We start from the raw sequence: 21,979 nt of genomic DNA, 5'->3' as shown, positions 1-21,979 counted from the left end.
GCTCAGGCCTGGACGCGCCAGCCCCGTGCGCGCAGCGCCTCCTCGAGCCTGGCCCGCGCCGCCGGCAGCACCGCGATCTCGGCCACCCCGACGGGGCGGCCCGGGGAGTGCTCCAGGCGCAGCTCCTCGAGGTTGACCCCCGCCTCGCCGACCTCGGCGAGCAGGCGGCCCAGCTCGCCCGGGGCGTCCGGCACGAGCACCGGCACCACGGCGTAGGCGGTCGGGGCGCTGCCGTGCTTGCCCGGGATCCTCGCCCGCCCCTCCCCGCCGTCGGCGATCACCCGGGCCAGGGCGGCGCGCGCGCCGGTGGTCCGCGGGCCGGAGGAGGGGGCCGGCGCGCCGCCGGCGTCACCGAGGTCCTCCCCGGCCAGCTGCTCCAGCGCCGTGAGGACGCCGTCGAGGTCGGCACGCACGGCCCGCAGCGCCGCGGCCACCGGGGCCGCGTTGGCGCCCAGCACCTGCACCCACAGGGCGGGGTCGGAGGCCGCGATCCGGGTGACGTCGCGCAGGCCCTGGCCGGCGAGGGCCACCGCCCCCTCCGAGGCCGAGCGCAGCCGTCCCGCGACCAGGCTGGCGGCCACCTGGGGCAGGTGGGAGACGAGCGCCACGGCCTCGTCGTGCTCGGCGGCGTCCATCACCAGCGGCGCGGCGCCGAGGTCGTCGGCGAGGTCGCGCACGGCCGCGAGCGCCGCCGGGGTGGTGGCCGGCGCCGGGCAGAGCACCCAGGGGCGCCCCTCGAAGAGGTCCCCGCGGCCGGCGACGGCGCCGGAGCGCTCGCGCCCGGCCATCGGGTGCCCGCCGACGAAGCGGGTCAGGTCCGCGCGCGCGGCCACGAGCTGCGCGAGCACGGTGCGCTTGACGCTGGCGACGTCGGTGACCACGGCCCGCGGCCAGGCCGCCAGCTCCGCGGCCACCACGGCGGCGGTGACGTCGGGCGGCGCGGCCACCACCACGAGCGTCGGCTCGGCGTCGCCCTCGCGGGGCAGGCGGCCGGCGCCGAGGTCGCGGGCCAGGGCCGCCGCGGACGGGGACGGGTCGGAGAGCACCACGTCGACCCCCCGCGCGCTCAGGGCCAGGCCGGCGCTGGTGCCGAGCAGCCCGGTGCCGACGACCCGCACCGGCCCGCGGGTGCGCACCGGCGCCAGCGCGCCCCCGGACGCCTGGGCGGTGCTCACTGGGCGATGTCCCGGCGCAGGGCCGCGGCGCCGCGCAGGTAGACGTGCTGCACCCGGGCGCGCGGAGCCTCCGTCTGCACGAGCGCCATGAGCCGCACCACGCGCGGCATCGCGCCCGCGACGTCGACCTCGACGCTGCACATGAGCGGCACGTCGCCCATCCCCAGCTCGCGGGCGGCCACGGCGGGGAACTCGCTGTGCAGGTCCGGGGTGCAGGTGAAGACCATGTTCACCAGGTCGTCGACCGAGAGGTCGTTGGCCTCCATCACGGCCGTGACGAGCTCGCGCGTGGAGGCGAGCAGGTGCTCGCGCTCGTCGACGTCGAGCTGGACGGCGCCGCGCACCGCGCGCAGCGCCATCAGCCGCTCCGTCCCGGGCGCTGGGCGGGCCGGGGCGCGCGGTTGCGCCGCAGGGACCCCTCGGTGCGCAGCAGGCCCAGCTCCTCGCGGGAGAGGGCGCGCAGCTTGCCCGGCTTGAGGTCGCCGAGGACGACCGGCCCCAGCTGCATGCGGACCAGGCGCTGCACGGGCAGGCCGACCTCCTCGAGCATCCGGCGCACGACGTGCTTGCGGCCCTCGTGGACGACGACCTCGACCACGGCCCGCCCGGGCACGGAGTCGATCAGGCGGAAGGAGTCGGCCGTGACCGGGCCGTCCTCGAGCTCGACCCCCTCCCGCAGGCGCTTGCCGACGTCGCGCGCGACCGGGCCGGGCACCTCGGCCAGGTAGGTCTTGGCCACCTCGAAGGAGGGGTGCTGCAGCCGGTGGGCCAGGTCGCCGTCGTTGGTGAGGATCAGCAGGCCCTCGGTGTCGACGTCCAGGCGCCCGACGTGGAAGAGGCGCTCGTGGCGGTCGCCCACGTAGTCGGCCAGGCTGCGCCGGCCCTCGGGGTCGCTCATCGTCGACACGACGCCGCGGGGCTTGTTGAAGGCGAAGTACACCTTGGAGGTGTCGAGCTGCAGGAGCAGCCCGTCGACCTCGATCGCGGCGGTCTCGGGGTCGACGCGGACGCCGAGCTCGCGGACGACCTCGCCGTCCACCCGCACGCGGCCGGCCTCGATGAGGATCTCGCAGGCGCGCCGCGAGCCCAGGCCGGCGGAGGCGAGCACCTTCTGCAGCCGGACGCCGTCGGGGTCGTGGACGTCGCGCGGCGGGGTGGCCGGCGCGCCGGGGCGCTGGCGCTGCGGCGGGCGCTGTCGGTCGGCGGGGTGCTGCGGGGTCATCGGGTGGGTCCCATCAGGTCGTCGAGGTCGTCGAGCTCGGAGTCGGAGGGCAGGAACGGGGCCAGCGGAGGGAGCTCCGCGAGGCTGCGCAGCCCCATCCTCTCCAAGAACGCGTCGGTGGTGCGGTACAGGAGGGCTCCGGAGCCCTCCTCGGCCCCCGCCTCCTCGATCAGCCCGCGCGCCGCGAGGGTGCGCACGACGGAGTCCACGGCCACCCCGCGCACCGCCGCGACCCGCCCCCGGCTGACCGGCTGGCGGTAGGCGATCACCGCCAGGGTCTCCAGCGCGGCGCGGCTGAGCCGGGCGCTGGCGCCGTCGGTGACGAAGCGCTGGACCACCGGGGCCAGGTCCGCGCGGCTGTAGACCCGCCACCCGCCCGCGACCCGGCGCAGCTCGAAGCCGCGGGCGGCCGCCCGGTGCTCCTGCGCCAGCTCGGCCAGCAGCTCCTCGACCCGTGCGGCGTCCAGGTCGAGGACCTCGGCCAGGCGCTCGGCCGGCACCGGGGCGTCGGCGACCATGAGCACCGCCTCCAGGGCGGCGCGGACGCCGCCGGGCAGCGCCTCGAGGTCCGGGCCGGCGGTGCGCTCGTCGTCCGGCTCGCTCACGCGGCCAGCCACCGCACGGCCAGGCCCTCCAGCGGGGAGTCCTGGACCAGGTCGACGAGCCCGCGGCGGTACAGCTCGAGGACGGCGAGGAAGCGGCCGACGACGACGGCGGGGGTCTCCGCGTCGAGGGTGAGCTCGGCGAAGGCGGCGGCCCCGGCGGCGGCCAGGCGGGCGGAGAGCAGCTCGACCTGCTCGGGCACGCTCACCGCCGGGGCGTGCAGGTGCTCGGTGGCCACCGGGGCGGGCAGGCGGCGCGGGGCGAGCGCGGCCAGCGCCAGGGCCGCCAGCTCGGCCGGGGTCGTGGTGAGGACGAGCTCGGGCAGGGCCGCGGCGACCTCGGGCTCCAGGGGCACCGCGCGCGGCACCGAGCGGGCCTGCGCGGCCATCTGCTGCGCCATCACGGCGGCGACCTCGGTGTAGGCGCGGTGCTGCAGCAGCCGGGCGAAGAGCAGGTCGCGGGCCTCGAGCAGCGCGAGGTCCTCCTCGTCGTCCACCTCCCCCGAGGGGAGCAGGCGCGCGGCCTTGAGGTCGAGCAGCGTGGCGGCGACCACGAGGAAGCCCGTCGCCTGTCCCAGGTGCCAGGAGTCGTCGCCGCCGGCGGTGGCCTCGGCGCCGACCCTGAGACCACGGCGCAGGTGGGCGACGAACTCGTCGGTGACCTGGGCGAGGGCCACCTCGGTGACGTCGAGGCGCCGCTTGGCGATCAGGCCCAGCAGCAGGTCGAACGGCCCCGTGTAGACCTCGAGGTGGACGTCGAAGGAGGGGGCGTCGCGGGAGGTGAGCACGCCTCCCGGCACCTCGCGCGGCACCCCGCCCGCGGCGCGCGCCGCGCTGGGCCGAGGCTCAGGCAGCGCCACCGCGGTGGACCAGCTCGCGGGCCAGCTGCCGGTAGGCCTCGGCGCCGGCGTGCGCGGGGGCGTAGGTGGTGATCGGCTCCGCCGCCACCGAGGCGTCGGGGAACTTCACCGTGCGGGAGATCACCGTGTCGAAGACCTGGTCGCCGAAGGCCTCGACCACGCGGGCCACGACCTCCTTGCTGTGCAGCGTGCGGCCGTCGTACATCGTCGCGAGGATGCCGTCGACCTGCAGCGCCGGGTTGAGGCGGTCCTGCACCTTCTCGATCGTCTCGACCAGCAGCGCGACGCCGCGCAGCGCGAAGAACTCGCACTCCAGCGGGATCATCACGCCGTGGGCGGCGGTCAGCGCGTTCACCGTGAGCAGCCCGAGGGAGGGCTGGCAGTCGACGATGATCACGTCGTAGTCGTCCATCGCCGGGCGCAGCCCCCGGCCGAGCGCCTGCTCGCGGGCGACCTCGCTCACGAGCTGCACCTCCGCGGCCGACAGGTCGATGTTCGCGGGGAGCACGTCGACGCCGGGCAGGCGCGTGGGGTGGATGACGTCGTGGACGTCGGTGCGCCGGTCCATGAGCAGCGTGTAGACCGTGCGGTCCAGCTCGTGGGGGTTGATCCCCAGCCCGACCGACAGCGCGCCCTGCGGGTCGAAGTCGACGAGGAGCACCCGGCGTCCGTACTCGGCCAGCGCCGCGCCCAGGTTGATGGTCGTCGTGGTCTTGCCCACGCCGCCCTTCTGGTTGCACATGGCGATGACGCGGGCGGGGCCGTGGCTCTCCAGCGGCGGGGGCACCGGGAAGGGGACGAGCGGGCGACCCGTGGGGCCCAGCAGGCCCAGGTCGGCACGCGCCTGCAGGTCGCTCGTCATGAGCGCCGAGACTACCCCAGCGACGCCCCGGGAGGCGGGTCGCCGCGCCCTCCCGCACCGTGTCCTGCACCGGCGCCCGCCCGCGGCTCCAGGGCCCGCGGGTGGGCGGCCGCGTAGACCTCCCGCAGGGTGTCGGCGGTGACCAGCGTGTAGACCTGCGTGGTGGTCACGCTCGCGTGGCCCAGCAGCTCCTGCACCACCCGCACGTCCGCCCCGCCCTCGAGCAGGTGGGTGGCGAAGGAGTGGCGCAGGGTGTGCGGCGAGACGGGCGCCGCCTCGCTCCCCACGCCGGCGCGGGTGGCGGCCGAGCGCAGCACCGCCCAGGCGCTCTGGCGCGACAGGCGCGCCCCGCGGGTGTTGAGGAAGACCGCCGGGCCGGGGCGGGCGCCGGCGCGGGCCAGCGCGGGCCGCGCGCGCACGAGGTAGGCCGCCAGCGCCTCGGCTGCGTAGGAGCCCAGCGGCACGACCCGCTCCTTGCCGCCCTTGCCCCGCAGGCGCAGCAGCGCGGCCCGGCCGGGCTCGTCCTCCGGTGCCGGGAGGTCGTCGAGGTCGAGCCCCACGGCCTCGCTGATCCGCGCCCCGGTGCCGTAGAGCACCTCCAGCAGGGCCCGGTCGCGCAGCGCGGTGAGCGGCTCGCCGCTCGAGGCGGCCTCGAGCAGCCGCTCGACGTCGCCGACGGCGATCGCCTTCGGCAGCCGACGGGGCGTCGGCGGCGGGCGCACCGCCGCCGCCGGGTCGGCCGCCGTGGCGCCCTCCAGGGCGAGGAACCGGTGCCAGCCGCGCACGGCGACGACGGCCCGGGCGGCCGAGGAGGCGCTCAGCGGCGCCCCGCCGTCGGCGCCGGTGCGCAGGGCCACCAGGTGCGCGGAGACGTCGTCCTCGACCACCTCGCGCACGTCGGAGCGCCCCGCGGCCCGCAGGGAGGCGGCGTAGCGGGACAGGTCGCGGCGGTAGGCGGCCAGGGTGTTCGCCGACAGGCCCCGCTCGACCCGCAGGTGCGCGAGGTACTCGGCCAGGGCGGCCCCGATCGCGTCGCTCAGACCAGGACCTGCTCGAGCGGGGTGTGCGCCAGCGCGTGCGCCGCGGCCACCGGGGCGCTGGTGACCGCGCCGTCGTGGACGTTGAGGCCGGCGGCGAGGCCGGCGTCCGCGGCCATCGCCGCTCGCCAGCCGTGCTCGGCGAGCGCGACGACGTGCGGCAGCGTCGCGTTGGTGAGGGCGTAGGTGGAGGTGCGCGGCACGGCGCCGGGCATGTTCGCCACGGCGTAGAAGAGCGAGCCGTGCACCCGGTAGGTCGGGTCGTCGTGGGTGGTGGCCCGGGTGTCGGCGAAGCAGCCGCCCTGGTCGACCGAGAGGTCGACGAGAACGCTGCCCGGGCGCATCCGGGCGACCAGGTCGTTGTCGACGAGGCGGGGGGCGCGCGCGCCGGGCACCAGCACCGCGCCGATCACGAGGTCGGCGTCCAGCACGGCGCGCTCGAGCTCGTAGGCGTTGCTGGCCACGGTCTGGAGCCGGCCCACCAGGGCCCGGTCCGCCGCGCGCAGCCGCTCCGCGTCGCGGTCGAGCAGGAGCACCTCCGCGCCCATCCCCAGGGCGATGCGCGCGGCGCTCGTCCCGGCGGTGCCCGCACCGAGGACGACGACCCGGCCGGCGTGCACGCCCGGCACCCCGCCGAGCAGGACGCCGCGCCCCCCGGCCGCCCGCAGGAGCGTCGCGGCCCCGACCTGCGGGGCCAGGCGCCCGGCCACCTCGCTCATCGGCGCCAGCAGGGGCAGCGAGCCGCCCGGCCCGGTGACGGTCTCGTAGGCCACCGCCGTCGCGCCGGAGGCCACGAGCGCCTCGGTGAGCGGGCGGTCCGCCGCGAGGTGCAGGTAGGTGAAGACCACCTGCCCGCGGCGCAGCAGGGCGTGCTCGGCCGGCACCGGCTCCTTGACCTTGAGCAGCAGCTCCGCGCGGTCCCAGACGGCGGCGGCGTCGGGGACGACGTCGGCCCCCGCGGCGGCGTAGTCGGCGTCGGGGACGGCCGAGCCGAGCCCGGCGCCGGCCTGCACGAGCACCCGGTGGCCGCGCTGGACGAGCTCGTGCACCCCCGACGGCGTGATCGCCACGCGGTGCTCCTGGTTCTTGACCTCGCGCGGGACGCCGATCTCCACCTCGGTGAGTCTAGGGTCGCGGGGTGGCTGTGCAGCGGCGCGGGCGGCGGCCCGGTCCCCCCGAGCTGCCCACGGGCAGCGTCCCCACGAGCACCGGCGCCGTGGAGTGGGTGCCCGAGCGGGGCGACCCGCAGTCCTGGACGCTCTACGTCAACGGGGTGCCGAGCTCTCCGGTGCACCTGGGCGACCCCCGGGTGCTGGAGTTCGAGTACCTGCAGTGGATGGCCGACGCGATCGAGCTCGCCGCGCCCCGGCCCGCGCCGGAGCCCCTGCGCGCCCTGCACCTGGGCGGCGGCGCCTGCGCGCTGCCGCGGGCGCTGGCGGCGCTGCGGCCGGGCTCGCGCCAGGTCGTCGTCGAGCTGGACGCCGAGCTGGCCCGCCGGGTGCGCGAGTGGCTGGACCTGCCGCGCGCCCCCGAGCTGCGCCTGCAGGTGGCCGACGCGCGGGCCGGGCTGGCCGCTCGGCCCGACGCCAGCGCCGAGGTGGTGGTGCGCGACGTCTTCGCCGGCGACGCCACGCCCCGGCACGTGGTCACCGCGGAGTTCACCGCCGACGTCGCCCGGGTGCTCTCCCCCGGCGGCCTGTACCTGGCCAACGCGGTCGAGCGCACCTCGCCCGTGGGGCTGCGCGCCGAGGTCGCGGCGCTGGTCGAGGTCTTCCCCTTCGCCGCGGTCGCGGTCGAGCCCGGGGTCCTGCGCGGGCGCCGTCACGGCAACGCCGTCCTCCTCGGCAGCACCGAGCCGCTGCCCGTGGCGGCGCTGACCCGCCGGCTGGCCTCGGGCGCCGCGCCCGCGCGCCTCGTCCATGGGAGCGCGCTCACCGCGCTGACCAGCGGCGCTTCCCCCGTCCACGACGCGTGATGGGATCGTTATGCCCGGTGGCTTGCCCTTGCTGCGCCGAGGTGTTGCCATTCAGGACTGTGCGGCGAGGCTGCCGCCACGAGAGGAGAACCCCCCATGACGTTCACCGCTAAGAGGCGGCGCACGGTTGCGGTCGCCGGAGGCCTCGGCCTCGCGCTCGCCCTGACCGCCTGCGGTGCCAACTCGGACTCCGGCGGTACGGGCACCGACGTGTCCGGCGCCGACTTCGACTGCGCCCCCTACGAGCAGTTCGGAGAGCTCGACGGCGAGGAGGTCGAGGTCTACACCGGCATCGTCGCTCCCGAGGACCAGCCCTTCATCGACTCCTGGGCCCCCTTCGAGGAGTGCACCGGGATCACGATCAACTACAACGGCTCGAAGGAGTTCGAGGCCCAGCTCCTCGTCCGGGCCCAGAGCGGCAACGCTCCGGACCTCGCCTTCATCCCGCAGCCGGGTCTGCTGCAGTCCGTCGTGCGCAACACCGGCGCTGCCGTGCCCGCTCCCCAGGCCGTCAGCGACAACCTCGACGCCAACTGGAGCGAGGACTGGCGCGCCTACGGCAGCGTCGACGGCACCCTGTACGGCGCCCCCCTGGGCGCCAACCTGAAGTCGCTCGTGTGGTACTCCCCCAAGGCGTTCGAGGACGCCGGGTACGAGGTCCCCACCACGTGGGACGAGATGATCGCCCTGTCCGACCAGATCGTCGAGGACGGCGCCAAGCCGTGGTGCGCGGGCTTCGGCTCGGGCGAGGCGACCGGCTGGCCGGCGACCGACTGGCTCGAGGACATCATGCTCCGCACCGCGGGGCCGGAGGTCTACGACCAGTGGATCTCCCACGAGATCCCCTTCAACGACCCGCAGGTCGCCGAGGCCCTGGCCACCGCCGGGACCATCCTCAAGAACGAGGACTACGTCAACGCCGGCCTGGGCGAGGTCAACTCCATCGCCTCGACCGTGTGGAGCGACGGCACCCTGCCGATCGAGGAGGGCACCTGCTGGATGAGCAAGCAGGGCTCCTTCATGCAGGCCAACTGGTCCGACAGCGCCGAGATCGGTGAGGACGGCGACATCTACGCCTTCCCGCTGCCCCCCATCGACCCGGCCATGGGCCAGGGCGTGGTCGGCGGTGGCGAGTTCGTGACCGCCTTCAACGACCGCCCGGCCACCCAGGCCGTGCAGGCGCTGCTGTCCTCCGCCGAGTGGGCGAACCTCAAGGCCCAGGCCACCGGCCCGGGCTGGTCCTCGGCCAACACCGGCCTGGACCCGGAGAACCTGGAGTCCCCGATCGACCAGCTGGTCGCGGAGACCTTCCAGAACCCCGAGACGACCTTCCGCTTCGACGCCTCGGACCTCATGCCGTCCCAGGTCGGCTCCGGCGCCGAGTGGACCGAGCTCACCAACTGGGTCGCCAACGACAAGCCCGACCAGGACGTCCTCAACGCCATCGAGTCGGCCTGGCCCGCCTCCTGACTGAGGTCTAGCCTCACCGGTCACCGGGGCCGGGAGCCCGCCACCAGGCGGGCTCCCGGCCCTTCCTCAGGAAGGAGCACCTGCACGTGGATTGGTTCCTGGACGCCAGCTCCGTGGGCCACAAGCTGGCCCTGATGGTCCTGGCGATCGTCCTCTTCGCCGCCGTGATGGCGGTCATCCTCTTCGCCGTCGACCGGCCCAAGCGCATCCCGCAGTGGGTCGTCGTCCTCGGCTTCCTCGGCCCCCCGCTCCTGCTGCTGGCCGTCGGCCTGGTCTACCCGGGCATCCGCACCTTCTTCGGGTCGTTCCAGAACGGCAACGGGACTAGCTTCATCGGGCTCGACAACTACGTGACGATCTTCTCCGAGGCCAACTTCCGGTTGGTGCTGCGCAACACGGTGCTGTGGGTGCTGGTCGCCCCGGTCGTCGCCACGGCGATCGGGCTCGTCTACGCCGTGCTCGTCGACCGCACGCGCTTCGAGAACCTCGCCAAGGCCCTCGTCTTCCTGCCCATGGCGATCTCCATGGTCGGCGCGTCGATCATCTGGCGCTTCGTCTACGAGTTCCGCCCCGACCAGCCCGGGATCTCCCAGATCGGGCTGCTCAACCAGCTGCTGGTGCTGCTCGGCGGCTCGCCGCAGCAGTTCCTGCTCACGCAGCCGTGGAACACGTTCTTCCTCATCGTCGTGATGATCTGGATCAACGCCGGCTTCGCCATGACGATCCTGTCCGCGGCGATCAAGGCGATCCCCGACGACATCATCGAGGCGGCCCGCCTCGACGGCGTCTCCGGGCTGGCGATGTTCCGCTACGTGACCATCCCGAGCATCCGCCCGGCGCTGGTCGTCGTGCTGACCACGATCTCGATCGGGGCGCTGAAGACCTTCGACATCGTCCGCACGATGACCGGTGGCCAGTTCGGCACCAGCATCATCGCGAACGAGTTCTACACGCAGGCCTTCCGCCAGTCGAACCAGGGCCTGGGCGCCGCGCTGGCCGTCCTGCTGTTCGTCCTCGTGGTGCCGATCATCGTCTACAACGTGCGTCAGCTGCGCCTGTCCGAGGAGATCCGATGACGACCACGACACCGATGATCACCACTCCCGGGCCGGTCCCCCAGCGCAAGCTGACCCGGGCCGAGAAGCGGGCGGTGGACGCCAAGACCAAGCTCTCCTCCCCCGCGGCGTCGATCATCGCGATCGCCATCGCGATCCTGTGGACCATCCCGACGCTGGGGCTGCTGGTCACCTCCTTCCGGCCCGAGCTCGACATCCGGCGCTCGGGCTGGTGGTCGTTCTTCAGCGACCCGGCGCTCACCCTGGAGAACTACAACGAGGTCCTCTACGGGAGCTCGACGAACATCAGCACCGCCCTGGTCAACTCCCTGGTGATCACCATCCCCGCGGTGGTCATCCCGCTGACCCTGGCGCTGCTGGCGGCGTACGCGTTCGCGTGGATCCCCTTCAAGGGCCGCAACATCCTCTTCGTGGCGGTGTTCGCGCTCCAGGTGGTGCCGATCCAGGTCACGCTCATCCCGCTGCTGACGCTCTACGTCGACACGGGCCTGTCGGGCAGCTTCTGGGCGGTGTGGCTCTCGCACGCCATGTTCGGCCTGCCCCTGGCGATCTTCCTGCTGCACAACTTCATGAAGGACATCCCCGCCTCGCTCATCGAGGCGGCCCGGATGGACGGCGCGGGCCACGTGCTGATCTTCTTCCGCGTCCTCCTGCCGCTGCTGACGCCGGCGATCGCGGCGTTCGGCGTCTTCCAGTTCCTCTGGGTGTGGAACGACCTGCTGGTCTCGCTCACCTTCGCGGGCACCGGCAACATCTCCCCGCTGACGGTGCGGATCGCGGACCTGTCCGGCACCCGCGGCACGGCCTGGTACCTGCTCTCGGCCGGCGCCTTCATCTCCATGATCGTCCCGCTGGCCGTCTTCCTCGGCCTGCAGCGGTTCTTCGTCCGGGGCCTGCTCTCCGGTGGTGTGAAGGGCTGACCCTCAGCCCGGCCGTCGCCGTCCGCAGGGCCTGAGGCAGGTGCGCCAGCGCGTGCCGCACGCAGGCGGGGTCCAGCGCGTCGTCCAGGCGGGCTCCGCGCGCGACGTCCCAGGTGGCGAGCAGCAGGTCCAGCAGCAGGCGCTCGGCGACCTGCCGGGCCGCCGCGGTGCCCTCGGCGAGCGCCAGCGGCCGGTCCAGCTCGTCCAGGGCCGCCCACGCGCCCAGCGACGCGCTGCACGCGCCCTGCCAGTCCTCGACCGGGTCGGCCGGGCGCCGGTCGGGGACGTCGGCGCCCAGGGCGGCTGCCACCTCGCGGTGCTGCGCGCTCACCCGGGCCAGGACGTCCCCGACGGTCCGGCCGGCGCCTGCCTCCTCGAGGCCGGCGTCCTCGGGCGCGGGGCCCGCGGGGACGGGCGCCGCCCACAGGCCCCCGACGTCGCGCACCCGCCGGGTGAGCCCGGCGGCGGCCAGCGGCAGCAGGTCCCGGGCGGTGCGGGCCAGCACCGAGAGCAGCGCCAGGCCGTAGGCCTCCTCGGCGTCCTCGGCCACCACCTCCTGCGGCGGCCGCCCGGGCGCGCGCACGGCCACCGCCCAGGTGCCGTCGGCGCGGCGGGACAGCCCGTCGAAGGCCGGGCCGAGGAGCTCGCGCAGCCGGCCCTCCCCCGGCAGCCACAGCGCCTGGGCGGCGTCCACGGAGTCCAGCGCCCACTCCGTCGTCCCGTTGAAGCCCAGGACCCGCCCGGTGGGGAAGTCGTGCGCCTCGATGGTCATGTCCGACAGGACGAAGACGTCGGCGTCCATCCCCCGGTCGGGGATGACGAACGCGTCGCCGCGGACCGGCTGCCACTCCAGGCCGGCGGTGCGCAGGGCGCGGGCGGTCGCGGTGGTGATCACGCGGCGAGCTCCGCCACGACCGCCAGGTCGGCCACCAGCGCGCGGTAGGCCGCCTCGCGGCCCTCCTCGGGCACCCGCAGCACCGAGGACGGGTGGGCGGTGACGAGGAAGACGACCTCCCCGGTCGAGGTGGAGCGGGGCATCGGCTTCCCGCGGTCGCGCATCACCCTGACCTCGGTGCCGAGCAGGGCGCGCACCGCGGTGGCGCCCAGGCAGACCACGACCCGCGGCGCCACGGCCCGCAGCTCGGCGGTGAGCCAGGGCCGGCACGCGGTGACGTGGGCGGCCTCGGGCGTCGCGTGGATGCGCCGCTTCCCGCGGGGGGTGAAGCGGAAGTGCTTGACCGCGTTGGTCACGTAGACCCGGTCGGCGCCCAGGCCGGCCTCGGCCATCGCCTTCTGCAGCAGCTGCCCGGCCGGTCCGACGAACGGGATGCCGCGCTGGTCCTCCACGTCACCGGGCTGCTCGCCGACGAGGGCGACCGGTGCCGACGGGTCGCCGGCGGAGAACACCACCTGCGTGGCGGGCTCCCACAGCTCGCAGCCCCGGCAGTCCGGCGCGGCCGCGCGCAGGGCCGCCACGTCGCCGCCGTCGGGCACCCACTCCTGCGCACCGGGCCGCGCCGGCGCCTCGTCGTCCATGTCCGCATCCTGCGGCGCGGTGCCGGGCGCGGCCAGTCAGGCCCCGGCGGCGGGGGTCAGCTCGCGGGCTCGTAGCGGCCGGTGAGGCGGCCGCGGGCGCGCAGCGGCGGCGTCGTGGCCCCGGCGCCGGTGCGCAGGCCGGCGAAGAGGTCGGCGAGCGCCTGCGTCGGGGAGACCGAGGGCGACCAGCCCAGCTCGCTCCGCGCCCGCTCGGTGCTCATGAACGGCGCACCGGCGGCCAGGTCGACCCACCCCTCGCCGGTGGGCTGGAGGTGCAGGCGCCAGGTCGCCGCGGCCAGGGCCCGCACGGCCCTCAGGGGGACGCCGACCGCGCGCCGCGCTCCGAGGGCGCGCGCCAGGTCGTCGGCGGTCAGCGGCGGGTCGGCGGCCACGTTGACCGCGCCGGGCAGCCGGGTGCGCAGGACCCGCACGAACGCGTCGGCCAGGTCGTCGGCGTGCACGACCTGGAAGGTGAGCTCGGCGGGGACCGGCAGCGCGGGCAGGCGCAGCCGCCCGAGCAGGCCGGTGGGCACGAGGGGGCCGGCGAAGTACCGGGCGATCTCGGCGCCGGCCTCGCGCTGCATGACCAGGCCGGGCCGGACCCGGGTGACGGCGAGGTCGCGGGCGCGGGGCGAGGCCTCGAGGGCGTCGAGCACCTCCTCCGCGGCGGCCTTGTGCCGGCTGTAGGAGGAGGTGGGCATCCCGGTGTGCGGGTGGTCCTCGCCCACGACCTCGCCGGGGGCGGCGGCGTAGGTGCCGACGGAGGAGGCGTGGACCAGGTGCGGCACGCCGGCGTCCAGCACCGCCTCGACGACGTGGCGCGTCCCGGCGACGTTCGTGGCCTCGGTGCGGCGCTCGTCGTGGCTCGGCTGGATCGCCCACGCGAGGTGCACGACGGCGTCGACGCCGTCCAGCGCCTCGCGCAGGGCCGGCACGGCCCAGCGCTGGGACAGGTCGATGCCGTGCCAGCGGGCTCCCGCGGCCGGGGAGTCCTGCGCGCGCGGCACCCGCCGGGCGACGGCGGAGACCTCGACGCCCTCGCGGGCGAGGCGGCGCAGCAGCGCGGTGCCGACGTTGCCGCTGGCGCCGGTGACCAGGACGCGGAGCGGGCGGTCAGCGGGGACCGAGCGGGGGTGGTCGGGAGGCACGCGACCACCCGACCACGTCGCCGAGCGCGGTGCACGCCGGGCGCCTACGCTCGAACACATGAGCGAGAACACGACCGGCGGCGCTGGCGGCACGAGCGCGGAGAAGGACCCCGAGACCTGGGTGACCGGCGGCGAGCCGGCCACCGGGCCCCAGAAGAGCTACCTGTCCACGCTGGCCCGCGAGGCCGGCGCGGAGGTCCCCGACGACCTCACCAAGGCCCACGCCTCGGAGATGATCGACGAGCTGCAGGACAAGAGCCCCCGCACCTCCGACTCCTGAGGCGCGCGCGGGGTGGGGGCCGGCCGGCTCAGCCGAGCTCGCCGGCCCCCACCTCCGCCGCCAGGCGGTTCCCCGGCGGCGCCAGCGGGCAGGCCCAGTCCGGGTCGTAGGCGCACGAGGGGGCGTAGAGGAAGTTCAGGTCGAGCACCAGCTCCTCCCCCGCCGGGCCCGGCTGGCTGCCCAGGTCCGCGCCCTTGACGGTGTCGAGGAGGTAGCGCCCCCCGCCGTAGCTGGTCCGCCCGCTGCTGGCGTCGCGGACCGGCACCCACAGGCCGCCGCCGTAGCCGGTCAGCCACCACAGGTCCAGGGTCCCCAGCGGCGTGCTCGCACGGCCCATCCGCGTGAACCCGACGGTCCCGTCGGTCCCCGTGGTCACCGACAGGTCCTGCGGCGGCGCGGGCGCGGTGAGGCGCAGCGCGGGGTCGTAGGGCGCCACGGCCAGCCCGGTCCTGCGCCTGGGGTCCCCCGGCAGCAGCGGGGAGTCGGGGTGGCCGGTGAACAGGGCGTCGCGGCCCCGGCGCCACAGCTCGTGCGCCGCCGCGGGGTCGGATTCGGCCCGCACGGCCGCGTACAGCGCGGCGGTGCGCCGGCGCCAGTCCAGCAGCGTCAGGGAGCCGGTGCCCACGTCCGGGCCGGTCCCGGGCCCGCCGCCTCAGGCCGTCGGCTTGAGCGGGTCGTGGCCCAGCGCCATGAGCGCGTGGCGCCAGGCCGTGTCACCGGCGGTGGGCTCGGGCTCGTCGCCGCGCTGGGCGCGGATGCTGCGCACCACGTGCGCCATCACCGCGTGGTCGTCGCTGGTGAGGTCGCCCTTGCGCTTGCCGAGGACCGCCAGCACCTGGTGCCCGGTGTCGGTGAGGTCGCCACCGCCGCCACCCGGCCCCGGCTCGGCGTCGGTGGTCGACTCCTCGGTGCGCAGCCAGTCCCGCAGCTCGCGGCTGGTCATGTTGACCACGGCGTGGAAGTCGTCCCACAGCTCGTCGGGGTCGATCTCCAGGGGCGCGTCGTCGAGGTCGCCGACGGCCTCCAGCGTGGCCTCGGCCTGCGTGTCGTCGCTCTCGCTCATGGCGCTCCGCTACCCGGGGCCACGCGGCGGAAACATCCGGGCCCTACCCTCCGCCGCATGGTCGACGACGAGCTGGTGCGCCGGGTGGGCGCCCACCTGGAGCTGCAGGTCGACGGGCCGGCCCTGCTGGCCCTGCAGATCGCCGCCGCCTCGGGGCTGCGGCGCCTCGAGGAGGCGCTGGAGATCACCGTGGACGGCGTCCCGGCTCCCGGTGTCGAGGAGCTGCCCACCGCCGTCGGGGGCCGCACCCACCTGCTCGAGGTGCCGCGCGGGCGCGTGGTGGTCGACTACCGCGCGGCCGTCACCGGGCCGCTGGCGGGGACGGGCGCGGAGCCGGCGCCGACCGCGCAGGAGCTGCTGGAGGCCACGCGCCCGAGCCGCTACGTCGACTCCGACCGGCTGGTCGCCCTGGCCGCCGCCGAGACCGGCGGCGCGCAGGGCCTGGAGCTGGCTCGGGCCGTCACGGCGTGGGTGGGCCGCCGGCTGGCGTACGTGCCGGGCAGCTCGCGCCCCACCGACGGCGCGAGCGACACCCTGCTCGCCGGGCAGGGGGTGTGCCGCGACTTCGCCCACCTCGTCACCGGGCTCCTGCGCGCCCGCGACGTGCCGGCCCGCGTGACCGCCGTCTACGCGCCCGGGCTGAGCCCGATGGACTTCCACGCCGTGGCCGAGGCCTGGGTCGACGGCGCCTGGCACCTCCTGGACGCCACCGCCCTGGCCCCGCGCCAGGCGCTGGTGCGCATCGCCACCGGCCGCGACACCGCCGACACGGCGTTCCTCACCACCACCGGCCCGGTGCAGCTGCTGGGCCAGGAGGTGACCGCCGTCGCCGAGCCGGCCCTGCCCGCCGACGACGGCTGGTCGCCCGTGCGGCTGGCCTGACCGGCGTCGGGGCGGGGTGGGGGCGGGGTCAGAGCAGGCCGGCCCGGCGCAGCTGGTGGCTCAGGCCGTCCCCGTCCGGCGCGCGCACGTCGGGCACCGGCGGGTGGCGCAGCGCGGCCGCGTTCGGCACCGGGAGGCCGTGGGAGAGCACCTGCTCGGTCGCGGTGAGCTGGCGGATGGCGATGCCGCGCACGGCCTCGGGCTCCTCGGCGGCGAAGTCGGCGTAGATCTCCGGGTCGTGCTGGCCGTCGTCGCCGACCAGCAGCCAGCGCAGGTGCGGCAGCTCCTCGCGCAGCCGCCGCAGGGCGGCGCGCTTGTGCTCGCGGCCGCTGCGGAACCAGCCGGTGTTCGTCGGTCCCCAGTCGGTGAGCAGCAGGGGCCCCGCCGGGAAGCCGTGGCGGGCCATGAACCGGGTGAGCGTCGGGGCGATGTTCCACGCGCCGGTCGACAGGTAGATCACCGGGGTGCCGGGGTCCTGCGCGGCGGCGGTGAGCAGCTGGGCCATCCCCGGCACCGGCCTGCGCGCCTGCTCGTGCAGGACGAAGGTGTTCCACGCGGCGATCAGCGGGCGCGGCAGCGAGGTGACCATCACCGTGTCGTCGATGTCGCTGACCACGCCGTGGCGCTGGTCGTCGCCGACCACGACGACCGGCACCTCCACCGCGGGGGCGGGCTCCTCGGCGGCGTCCGGGCCGGCGCTGGGCACGGGGGCACTCGCGGCCTCGGAGGGTGCCGCCTCGGCCACCGCCATGGTGATCGTGTGGGTGCCGGCCGGCAGGTCGGCGGGGAGCCGGGCGTCGAGGTAGCCGCCCCGGCCGCTGACCAGCCGGTAGTGCGCGCCGCCGACCTCCACGTCCACGGCGGTCCCCCGGACCGGCGCGGAGACGAACGAGCGCCAGCCGCGGATCGCCGAGACGGCGGCGGCGGCGAGGTGCTCGCCCACCGGCGCGTCGTGCGGGTCGACGTCGTCCGGGCGCGTCGGGCGCGAGACGAGCACCCTGCCCATCACCCGCACCCATCCCGGGCGCCCGTAGCCGGTGAACCCGACGACGCGGGGCTCCCACCCGCGGCGCAGGAGCAGCGCGACGATGACGGCGTTGACGCGGTCCTCCAGCCGCCCGGCCCAGTGCGGGCGGCCCGAGGGCTCGAGGGGGCGGGACGCGTCGGAGGAGGGGCGCCGAGGGCTCACGCGGGGAGTGTGCCAGCACGCCCCCCGTGCCGCCCCGGGCGCGCACGACGACGCCGCCCCCACCGGGTCGGTGGGGGCGGCGTCGGGGTCGTGCTGGGGGCCGGGGTCAGGGACGGAAGACGACCTTGACCGCGCCGTCCGTCTTCTTCTGGAACATCTCGTAGGCCGCGGGGGCCTCCTCCAGCGGCACGTGGTGCGTGGCGAAGGAGTCCACGCCCAGCGGGTCGTCCTCGCCGAGGAGCGGGATGATGTCGTCGACCCAGCGCTTGACGTTCGCCTGGCCCATCCGCAACTGGATCTGCTTGTCGAACATGTAGAGCATCGGCATGGGGTCGGCCGAGCCGCCGTACACCCCCGAGAGGGAGACGGTGCCGCCGCGGCGCACGAGGTCCATCGCCAGGTGCAGGGCCGCCAGCCTGTCCACGCCGGACTTGCGCATGAGCTTGTCGGCGACGGCGTCGGGCAGGAACCCGACCATCGTCTGCGCCGCCTTCTCCGGCGAGGAGCCGTGCGCCTCCATGCCCACGGCGTCGATGACGGCGTCGGCGCCGCGTCCGCCGGTGAGCTCCTGCACGAGGCCGAGGACGTCGTCCGAGGCGGTCGGGTCGATCACCGTGGCCCCGCGGGCGGCGAGGCGGGCGCGGCGCTCGGGCACCGGGTCGATGCCGATGACGTTCGCCACGCCGAGCTGCTGGGCGATCCGCACCGCCATGTCGCCGATCGGGCCCAGCCCGAGCACGACGAGGCTGCCGCCCGGCTGCACGTCGGCGTAGGCCACGGCCTGCCAGGCGGTGGGCAGCACGTCGGAGAGGTAGAGGTAGCGGTCGTCCGGGACGCCGTCCGGCACCTTGACCGGGCCGAAGTGGGCCTGCGGCACCCGCAGGTACTCGGCCTGGCCACCGGGGACCTGGCCGTAGAGCTTGGTGTAGCCGAACAGGGAGGCGCCGAACCCGGTGTCGCGGTTCTGGGTCGTCTCGCACTGGGTCATCAGGCCCTGGGAGCACATGAAGCAGCTGCCGCAGGAGATGTTGAACGGCACCACGACGCGGTCACCGGGCTTGATGTGGGTGACCTCGGAGCCGACCTCCTGCACGATCCCCATCGGCTCGTGCCCCAGGACGTCGCCCTTGTCGAGGAACGGCGCCAGCACCTCGTACAGGTGCAGGTCCGAGCCGCACAGGCCGGAGGAGGTGACCTTGATGATGGCGTCGGTCGGCTCCTGGATCTGCGGGTCGGGGACGTCCTCGACCGAGACCGAGCGCTTGCCCTGCCACGTCAGTGCTCTCATGGTCGTGATCTACCCCGGCTCCTCGGGCACAAACGACGCGGCCGGGGCCAGCCCGAGCAGCGCGGCGAGCGCCACGGCGTCGCGGGGCGCGTGCCCGCCCACGTCGTTGTCGAAGAAGACGAGGACGTCGCGCCCGGCGTCGGCCTCCTCGCGCACCAGCGCCGCCCAGCGCTCCAGGGCCGCCGGGGAGTACCCGCTGGTGTACAGCGAGGTCTCCCCGTGCAGGCGCAGGTAGGCGACGTCCGCGGTGGCCTCGCGCAGCGCCGGCCACCGCCCCGCGGTGTCGGCGAGGACGAGCGCGAACCCGCGCCGGGCGAGCGCGGCGGCGAAGGAGGGGTCCTCGAAGCTGTCGTGGCGCACCTCGACCGCGTGGCGCAGCGGCCGGTCGGCGTCCGTGGTGGTCCAGGCGCGGTCGGCGATGCGCTCGTCGTGGCCGCGGGCCACCTCCGCCGCCTGGGCGGTGGTCACCGGCAGCAGGTCGAGGAAGGCCTCGACCCGCTCGCGCCCGCGCCCGGCCTCCCACGCCAGGGTGGGCGGCAGCTGCCACAGCAGCGGCCCGAGCCGGGCGCCGAGCGCCAGCGGGCCGGAGGCGAGGAAGGTGGCCAGCGCCTCCTCGACGCCGCCCAGGCGCTTGAGGTGGGTGATGTAGCGGCTGCCCTTCACCGCGATGGTGAAGTCCGGCGGCACCTGCGCGGCCCAGCCCAGGTACGTGGTGGGCCGCTGGAGCCGGTAGAAGGAGGCGTTGACCTCCACCGCCTGCAGGTGCGCGGCGACGTGCGCGAGCTCGCGCCGCTGCGGCAGCCCCGGCGGGTAGAAGTCGCCCCGCCACTCGCGGTAGGACCAGCCGGACAGGCCGATCCGCACCCGCCCGCTCACCGGCTCCCCCCGGGGCTCGTGCGGGCCGACGTCCGCAGCGGCGTCCGCAGCGGCGTCCGCAGCGGCAGGGCGTGCAGGACGACGTCGCGCAGCCGCCCCGCGTCGGCCACCGCGGTCAGGTAGGTGGCGTGCGGCTGGCGCCGCCGGTCGGTCGGCGAGCCGGGGTTGAGCAGCCGCAGGGCGCCGCCGCCGGGGCGCGCCGCCGTGGTGTCCCAGGGGATGTGGCTGTGCCCGAAGACCAGCACGTCGGCGTCGGGGAAGCGCTGCGCGCAGCGCTCCTCGCGCCCGCGCGCCGGGCCGGTCTCGTGCACCAGCGCCAGGCGGACGCCGTCCACCTCCACCCGCGCGACCTCGGGCAGCCGGGCGTGCAGGTCCGGGCCGTCGTTGTTGCCGGCGACCCCCAGGCACCGGGCGCTGCGCCGCTCGAGCTCGTCGAGGAGGCCGGCGCTGACCCAGTCCCCGGCGTGCAGGACGAGGTCGGCGGACTCGACCGCCGCCCACACCGCGTCGGGCAGGGCGCGGGCCCGGGCCGGCAGGTGCGTGTCGGCGAGCAGGAGCAGCGAGGTGGCCACCAGCCGCAGCGTGCCGCACCGCCGCAGCGAGCACCCCTCGGAGTGCGGCAGGATGGGTGGCCGTGCCCAAGGCCCTGCTGCTGGAGAACATCCACCCCCAGGCGACGACGATCCTCGGATCGTCCGGAGTCGAGGTCGAGAGCCGCTCCGGCGCGCTGGGCGAGGAGGAGCTGCGCGCGTCCCTGGACGGCGTCGAGCTGCTGGGCATCCGCTCCACCACCCACGTGAGCGAGGCGGTGCTGGACGCCGCCCCCGACCTCGTGGCGATCGGCGCCTTCTGCATCGGCACCAACCAGATCGACCTCGCGGCGGCCGCCGCCCGCGGCATCGCCGTGTTCAACGCGCCGTTCTCCAACACCCGCAGCGTCGTGGAGCTGGCCATCGCGGAGATCATCGCGCTGACCCGGCGCCTGACCGAGCGCAGCGCCGCCCTGCACGCCGGGGTGTGGGACAAGTCCGCCGAGGGCGCGCACGAGGTGCGCGGCCGCCGCCTGGGCATCGTCGGCTACGGCAACATCGGCAGCCAGCTGTCGGTGCTGGCCGAGAACCTCGGCATGTCGGTGGCCTTCTACGACACCGCCGAGAAGCTGGCGCTGGGCAACGCGCGCCGGCTCAGCAGCCTCGAGGAGGTCCTCGACTGGGCCGACGTGGTGACGCTCCACGTCGACGGCCGCGCGGGCAACGGCGGCCTCTTCGGCGCGGAGCAGTTCGCCCGGATGCGCCCCGGCTCGCTCTTCCTCAACCTCTCGCGCGGGTTCGTCGTCGACCACGAGGCGCTGCGCGACCACCTGGTCTCCGGTCACCTGGCCGGCGCGGCCGTCGACGTCTTCCCCTCCGAGCCGGCGCGGCGCGGCGACCCGTTCACCTCGGGCCTGCGCGGGCTGCCCAACGTCATCCTGACCCCGCACATCGGTGGCTCCACGGAGGAGGCGCAGGAGGACATCGGCCGGTTCGTCGCCGGCAAGCTGCGCGACTACGCGCAGTCGGGCAGCACGTCGCTGAGCGTGAACCTGCCGCAGGTGATGACCGACCGGCCCACGGCCCACCGCCTGGCCCACCTGCACCGCAACGTGCCGGGCGTGCTGGCGGCGGTGAACTCGGTCCTGGCCACCCACGGCGTCAACGTCGACGGGCAGCTGCTGACCACGCGCGGGGAGCTGGGCTACGTCGTCACGGACGTCTCCGGGCTGGTCGACGACGACGCCGTCATCGCTGCGCTGCGGCAGATGCCCGAGACCGTGCGGCTGCGCGTCCTGTCCTGAGCGCGCGCCGCTCCCTGCTGGGGGCGCGAGCGGGACGGTCCCCCGGAGCCGCAGCGGAGCGCGGCTCCGGGGCGGGTGGTCAGCTCAGGCGGATGCGCCGGGGGTTGGCCACCGAGGTCAGCGCGCCGGCCTCGGCCTGGCTCGTGGTGACCTCGTCGGTGCTGGCGGTGCTGGCGGTCGTGGCGTCGTGAGCCATGGTGCCCCTCCTCAGGGTTCGTGCTGCGCTCGGCGTCGCCGCAGGTCGTGCGGCGCTCACCTGGTGAGCATGGCGGTGCTGTGTGTCGTCAGTATTGCCTGCGGTGTCCGGTTCGCGTCGGACCGACGGCCCCTCGCACCTGTGGACAACGCCAGCGGGGGGTGGTTGCTTCCCGCCTAGCGTTGGGCCATGCCGGTGATCGTCGTGACTCCCGAGGCCCTGTCCGCCACCGCCACCGACGCGCGACGCACCGCCGAGGTGCTGGCGGCCGTGGCCGGCGACCAGCGCGCGCTGGCCCGCGAGGGCGCCGGCTCGGCGGGCTCGGGCAGCCCGGAGCTGGAGCGGGAGCTCGCGGCGTTCTGGTCCGCGTGGGCCTGGCCGTGCGGGCGGCTGGCGGAGGACGCCGCCCGGGTCGCCGACCTGCTCGCCGCCGCGGGCGCCCTGTACGCCGAGGCCGAGCGCACCGCGATGGGCCTCGGCGGGGCCGC

At 75.8% G+C, this 21,979-nt stretch carries 25 protein-coding genes; 8 read left to right on the top strand and 17 right to left on the bottom strand.

Translation table 11 applies throughout. The features are described 5' to 3' along the window. Positions 1 to 2: 2 nt before the first annotated feature. From AC5FZL_RS01235 to ald, 8 genes are read right to left on the bottom strand one after another with little or no spacing between them, the layout of a single operon-like run. The gene (locus AC5FZL_RS01235; protein ID WP_493616741.1) at positions 3 to 1,175 is read right to left on the bottom strand and encodes a prephenate dehydrogenase; all 1,173 of its coding nucleotides are present in this window, start codon (positions 1,173 to 1,175) and stop codon (positions 3 to 5) included. Continuing rightward, positions 1,172 to 1,534, bottom strand: coding sequence for a chorismate mutase (gene aroH / locus AC5FZL_RS01230; RefSeq protein ID WP_493616740.1), 363 nt, complete (start codon positions 1,532 to 1,534; stop codon positions 1,172 to 1,174). Before aroH ends, AC5FZL_RS01235 begins: the two co-directional genes overlap by 4 nt. Continuing rightward, positions 1,534 to 2,397, bottom strand: a complete 864-nt coding sequence (locus tag AC5FZL_RS01225) for a pseudouridine synthase (RefSeq protein WP_493616739.1) — start codon at positions 2,395 to 2,397, stop codon at positions 1,534 to 1,536. Before AC5FZL_RS01225 ends, aroH begins: the two co-directional genes overlap by 1 nt. Next, positions 2,394 to 3,002, bottom strand: a complete 609-nt coding sequence (gene scpB, locus AC5FZL_RS01220; protein WP_493616738.1) for an SMC-Scp complex subunit ScpB — start codon at positions 3,000 to 3,002, stop codon at positions 2,394 to 2,396. The genes AC5FZL_RS01225 and scpB overlap by 4 nt, the downstream gene beginning before the upstream one ends. After that, the gene (locus AC5FZL_RS01215; protein WP_493616737.1) at positions 2,999 to 3,787 is read right to left on the bottom strand and encodes a segregation and condensation protein A; all 789 of its coding nucleotides are present in this window, start codon (positions 3,785 to 3,787) and stop codon (positions 2,999 to 3,001) included. The genes scpB and AC5FZL_RS01215 overlap by 4 nt, the downstream gene beginning before the upstream one ends. A 58-nt stretch (positions 3,788 to 3,845) precedes the next feature. Then, positions 3,846 to 4,721: a ParA family protein gene (locus AC5FZL_RS01210; RefSeq protein ID WP_493616736.1), complete on the bottom strand. Its 876-nt coding sequence runs from the start codon at positions 4,719 to 4,721 to the stop codon at positions 3,846 to 3,848. Positions 4,722 to 4,732: 11 nt separating this feature from the next. Then, a complete protein-coding gene (locus AC5FZL_RS01205) occupies positions 4,733 to 5,761 on the bottom strand; it encodes a tyrosine recombinase (protein ID WP_493616767.1) in 1,029 nt (342 codons plus the stop codon). After that, positions 5,758 to 6,873 (bottom strand): alanine dehydrogenase, encoded by a 1,116-nt coding sequence (gene ald / locus AC5FZL_RS01200; protein ID WP_493616735.1) that lies wholly within the window; start codon positions 6,871 to 6,873, stop codon positions 5,758 to 5,760. The genes AC5FZL_RS01205 and ald overlap by 4 nt, the downstream gene beginning before the upstream one ends. 23 nt (positions 6,874 to 6,896) lie before the next feature. Between ald and AC5FZL_RS01195 the strand changes: the two genes are divergently transcribed. The 4 genes from AC5FZL_RS01195 to AC5FZL_RS01180 all read left to right on the top strand — a co-directional run bounded on the left by AC5FZL_RS01195 (position 6,897) and on the right by AC5FZL_RS01180 (position 11,199). Continuing rightward, on the top strand, positions 6,897 to 7,733 hold the full coding sequence (locus AC5FZL_RS01195) for a spermidine synthase (RefSeq protein WP_493616734.1): 837 nt from the start codon (positions 6,897 to 6,899) through the stop codon (positions 7,731 to 7,733). A gap of 96 nt (positions 7,734 to 7,829) precedes the next feature. Next, entirely contained in the window at positions 7,830 to 9,203 is a 1,374-nt protein-coding gene (locus AC5FZL_RS01190) for an ABC transporter substrate-binding protein (RefSeq protein ID WP_493616733.1), read from the top strand. Positions 9,204 to 9,289: 86 nt separating this feature from the next. Next, positions 9,290 to 10,279, top strand: coding sequence for a carbohydrate ABC transporter permease (locus AC5FZL_RS01185; RefSeq protein ID WP_493616732.1), 990 nt, complete (start codon positions 9,290 to 9,292; stop codon positions 10,277 to 10,279). After that, the gene (locus AC5FZL_RS01180) at positions 10,276 to 11,199 is read left to right on the top strand and encodes a carbohydrate ABC transporter permease (RefSeq protein ID WP_493616731.1); all 924 of its coding nucleotides are present in this window, start codon (positions 10,276 to 10,278) and stop codon (positions 11,197 to 11,199) included. The genes AC5FZL_RS01185 and AC5FZL_RS01180 overlap by 4 nt, the downstream gene beginning before the upstream one ends. Here AC5FZL_RS01180 and AC5FZL_RS01175 read toward each other — a convergent pair. The 3 genes from AC5FZL_RS01175 to AC5FZL_RS01165 are packed head-to-tail and all read right to left on the bottom strand — an operon-like array spanning position 11,111 to position 13,883. Then, entirely contained in the window at positions 11,111 to 12,094 is a 984-nt protein-coding gene (locus tag AC5FZL_RS01175) for a DinB family protein (RefSeq protein WP_493616730.1), read from the bottom strand. The two genes, AC5FZL_RS01180 and AC5FZL_RS01175, sit on opposite strands and share 89 nt — an antisense overlap. After that, a complete protein-coding gene (locus tag AC5FZL_RS01170; RefSeq protein ID WP_493616729.1) occupies positions 12,091 to 12,735 on the bottom strand; it encodes a UdgX family uracil-DNA binding protein in 645 nt (214 codons plus the stop codon). Before AC5FZL_RS01170 ends, AC5FZL_RS01175 begins: the two co-directional genes overlap by 4 nt. A gap of 56 nt (positions 12,736 to 12,791) precedes the next feature. Continuing rightward, the gene (locus tag AC5FZL_RS01165; protein ID WP_493616728.1) at positions 12,792 to 13,883 is read right to left on the bottom strand and encodes an NAD-dependent epimerase/dehydratase family protein; all 1,092 of its coding nucleotides are present in this window, start codon (positions 13,881 to 13,883) and stop codon (positions 12,792 to 12,794) included. A 58-nt stretch (positions 13,884 to 13,941) separates the two neighbouring features. On the opposite strand from AC5FZL_RS01165, the gene AC5FZL_RS01160 reads away from it, so the two are divergent. Further along, positions 13,942 to 14,163, top strand: a complete 222-nt coding sequence (locus AC5FZL_RS01160) for a DUF3072 domain-containing protein (RefSeq protein WP_493616726.1) — start codon at positions 13,942 to 13,944, stop codon at positions 14,161 to 14,163. A 28-nt stretch (positions 14,164 to 14,191) separates the two neighbouring features. Here the strand turns inward: AC5FZL_RS01160 and AC5FZL_RS01155 are convergent, their stop codons facing one another. Next, on the bottom strand, positions 14,192 to 14,788 hold the full coding sequence (locus AC5FZL_RS01155; RefSeq protein WP_493616725.1) for a DUF1684 domain-containing protein: 597 nt from the start codon (positions 14,786 to 14,788) through the stop codon (positions 14,192 to 14,194). A gap of 27 nt (positions 14,789 to 14,815) precedes the next feature. Continuing rightward, the gene (locus tag AC5FZL_RS01150; protein WP_493616766.1) at positions 14,816 to 15,151 is read right to left on the bottom strand and encodes a DUF3140 domain-containing protein; all 336 of its coding nucleotides are present in this window, start codon (positions 15,149 to 15,151) and stop codon (positions 14,816 to 14,818) included. A gap of 132 nt (positions 15,152 to 15,283) precedes the next feature. On the opposite strand from AC5FZL_RS01150, the gene AC5FZL_RS01145 reads away from it, so the two are divergent. After that, positions 15,284 to 16,108, top strand: a complete 825-nt coding sequence (locus AC5FZL_RS01145; RefSeq protein WP_493616724.1) for a transglutaminase-like domain-containing protein — start codon at positions 15,284 to 15,286, stop codon at positions 16,106 to 16,108. Between the two features lie 28 nt (positions 16,109 to 16,136). On the opposite strand, the gene AC5FZL_RS01140 is transcribed toward AC5FZL_RS01145, so the two are convergent. The 4 genes from AC5FZL_RS01140 to AC5FZL_RS01125 all read right to left on the bottom strand — a co-directional run bounded on the left by AC5FZL_RS01140 (position 16,137) and on the right by AC5FZL_RS01125 (position 20,033). Continuing rightward, on the bottom strand, positions 16,137 to 17,297 hold the full coding sequence (locus AC5FZL_RS01140) for an App1 family protein phosphatidate phosphatase (protein ID WP_493616723.1): 1,161 nt from the start codon (positions 17,295 to 17,297) through the stop codon (positions 16,137 to 16,139). Positions 17,298 to 17,403: 106 nt separating this feature from the next. Beyond that, positions 17,404 to 18,585: a zinc-dependent alcohol dehydrogenase gene (locus AC5FZL_RS01135; protein WP_493616722.1), complete on the bottom strand. Its 1,182-nt coding sequence runs from the start codon at positions 18,583 to 18,585 to the stop codon at positions 17,404 to 17,406. Positions 18,586 to 18,594: 9 nt separating this feature from the next. Beyond that, entirely contained in the window at positions 18,595 to 19,461 is an 867-nt protein-coding gene (locus tag AC5FZL_RS01130) for a DUF72 domain-containing protein (protein ID WP_493616721.1), read from the bottom strand. Beyond that, positions 19,458 to 20,033 (bottom strand): metallophosphoesterase family protein, encoded by a 576-nt coding sequence (locus AC5FZL_RS01125; protein ID WP_493616720.1) that lies wholly within the window; start codon positions 20,031 to 20,033, stop codon positions 19,458 to 19,460. Before AC5FZL_RS01125 ends, AC5FZL_RS01130 begins: the two co-directional genes overlap by 4 nt. A 62-nt stretch (positions 20,034 to 20,095) precedes the next feature. Between AC5FZL_RS01125 and serA the strand changes: the two genes are divergently transcribed. Then, on the top strand, positions 20,096 to 21,295 hold the full coding sequence (serA, locus tag AC5FZL_RS01120) for a phosphoglycerate dehydrogenase (RefSeq protein WP_493616765.1): 1,200 nt from the start codon (positions 20,096 to 20,098) through the stop codon (positions 21,293 to 21,295). A gap of 385 nt (positions 21,296 to 21,680) precedes the next feature. Further along, the coding region (locus AC5FZL_RS01115; RefSeq protein ID WP_493616719.1) for a type VII secretion target at positions 21,681 to 21,979 on the top strand (299 nt) is incomplete at its 3' end.

The organism is Quadrisphaera sp. DVD1, assembly GCF_058932755.1.
The sequence above is the reverse complement of the archived record's forward strand: the minus strand, read 5'-3'. Positions and strand labels throughout refer to the sequence as shown.

Coding starts and splice junctions, on each gene's coding strand:
- AC5FZL_RS01225 (WP_493616739.1), bottom strand. CDS start 2,397: ATGACCCCGCAGCACCCCGCCGACCGACAGCGCCCGCCGCAGCGCCAG.
- AC5FZL_RS01135 (WP_493616722.1), bottom strand. CDS start 18,585: ATGAGAGCACTGACGTGGCAGGGCAAGCGCTCGGTCTCGGTCGAGGAC.
- AC5FZL_RS01170 (WP_493616729.1), bottom strand. CDS start 12,735: ATGGACGACGAGGCGCCGGCGCGGCCCGGTGCGCAGGAGTGGGTGCCC.
- aroH (WP_493616740.1), bottom strand. CDS start 1,534: ATGGCGCTGCGCGCGGTGCGCGGCGCCGTCCAGCTCGACGTCGACGAG.
- AC5FZL_RS01210 (WP_493616736.1), bottom strand. CDS start 4,721: ATGACGAGCGACCTGCAGGCGCGTGCCGACCTGGGCCTGCTGGGCCCC.
- AC5FZL_RS01190 (WP_493616733.1), top strand. CDS start 7,830: ATGACGTTCACCGCTAAGAGGCGGCGCACGGTTGCGGTCGCCGGAGGC.
- AC5FZL_RS01145 (WP_493616724.1), top strand. CDS start 15,284: ATGGTCGACGACGAGCTGGTGCGCCGGGTGGGCGCCCACCTGGAGCTG.
- AC5FZL_RS01180 (WP_493616731.1), top strand. CDS start 10,276: ATGACGACCACGACACCGATGATCACCACTCCCGGGCCGGTCCCCCAG.
- AC5FZL_RS01160 (WP_493616726.1), top strand. CDS start 13,942: ATGAGCGAGAACACGACCGGCGGCGCTGGCGGCACGAGCGCGGAGAAG.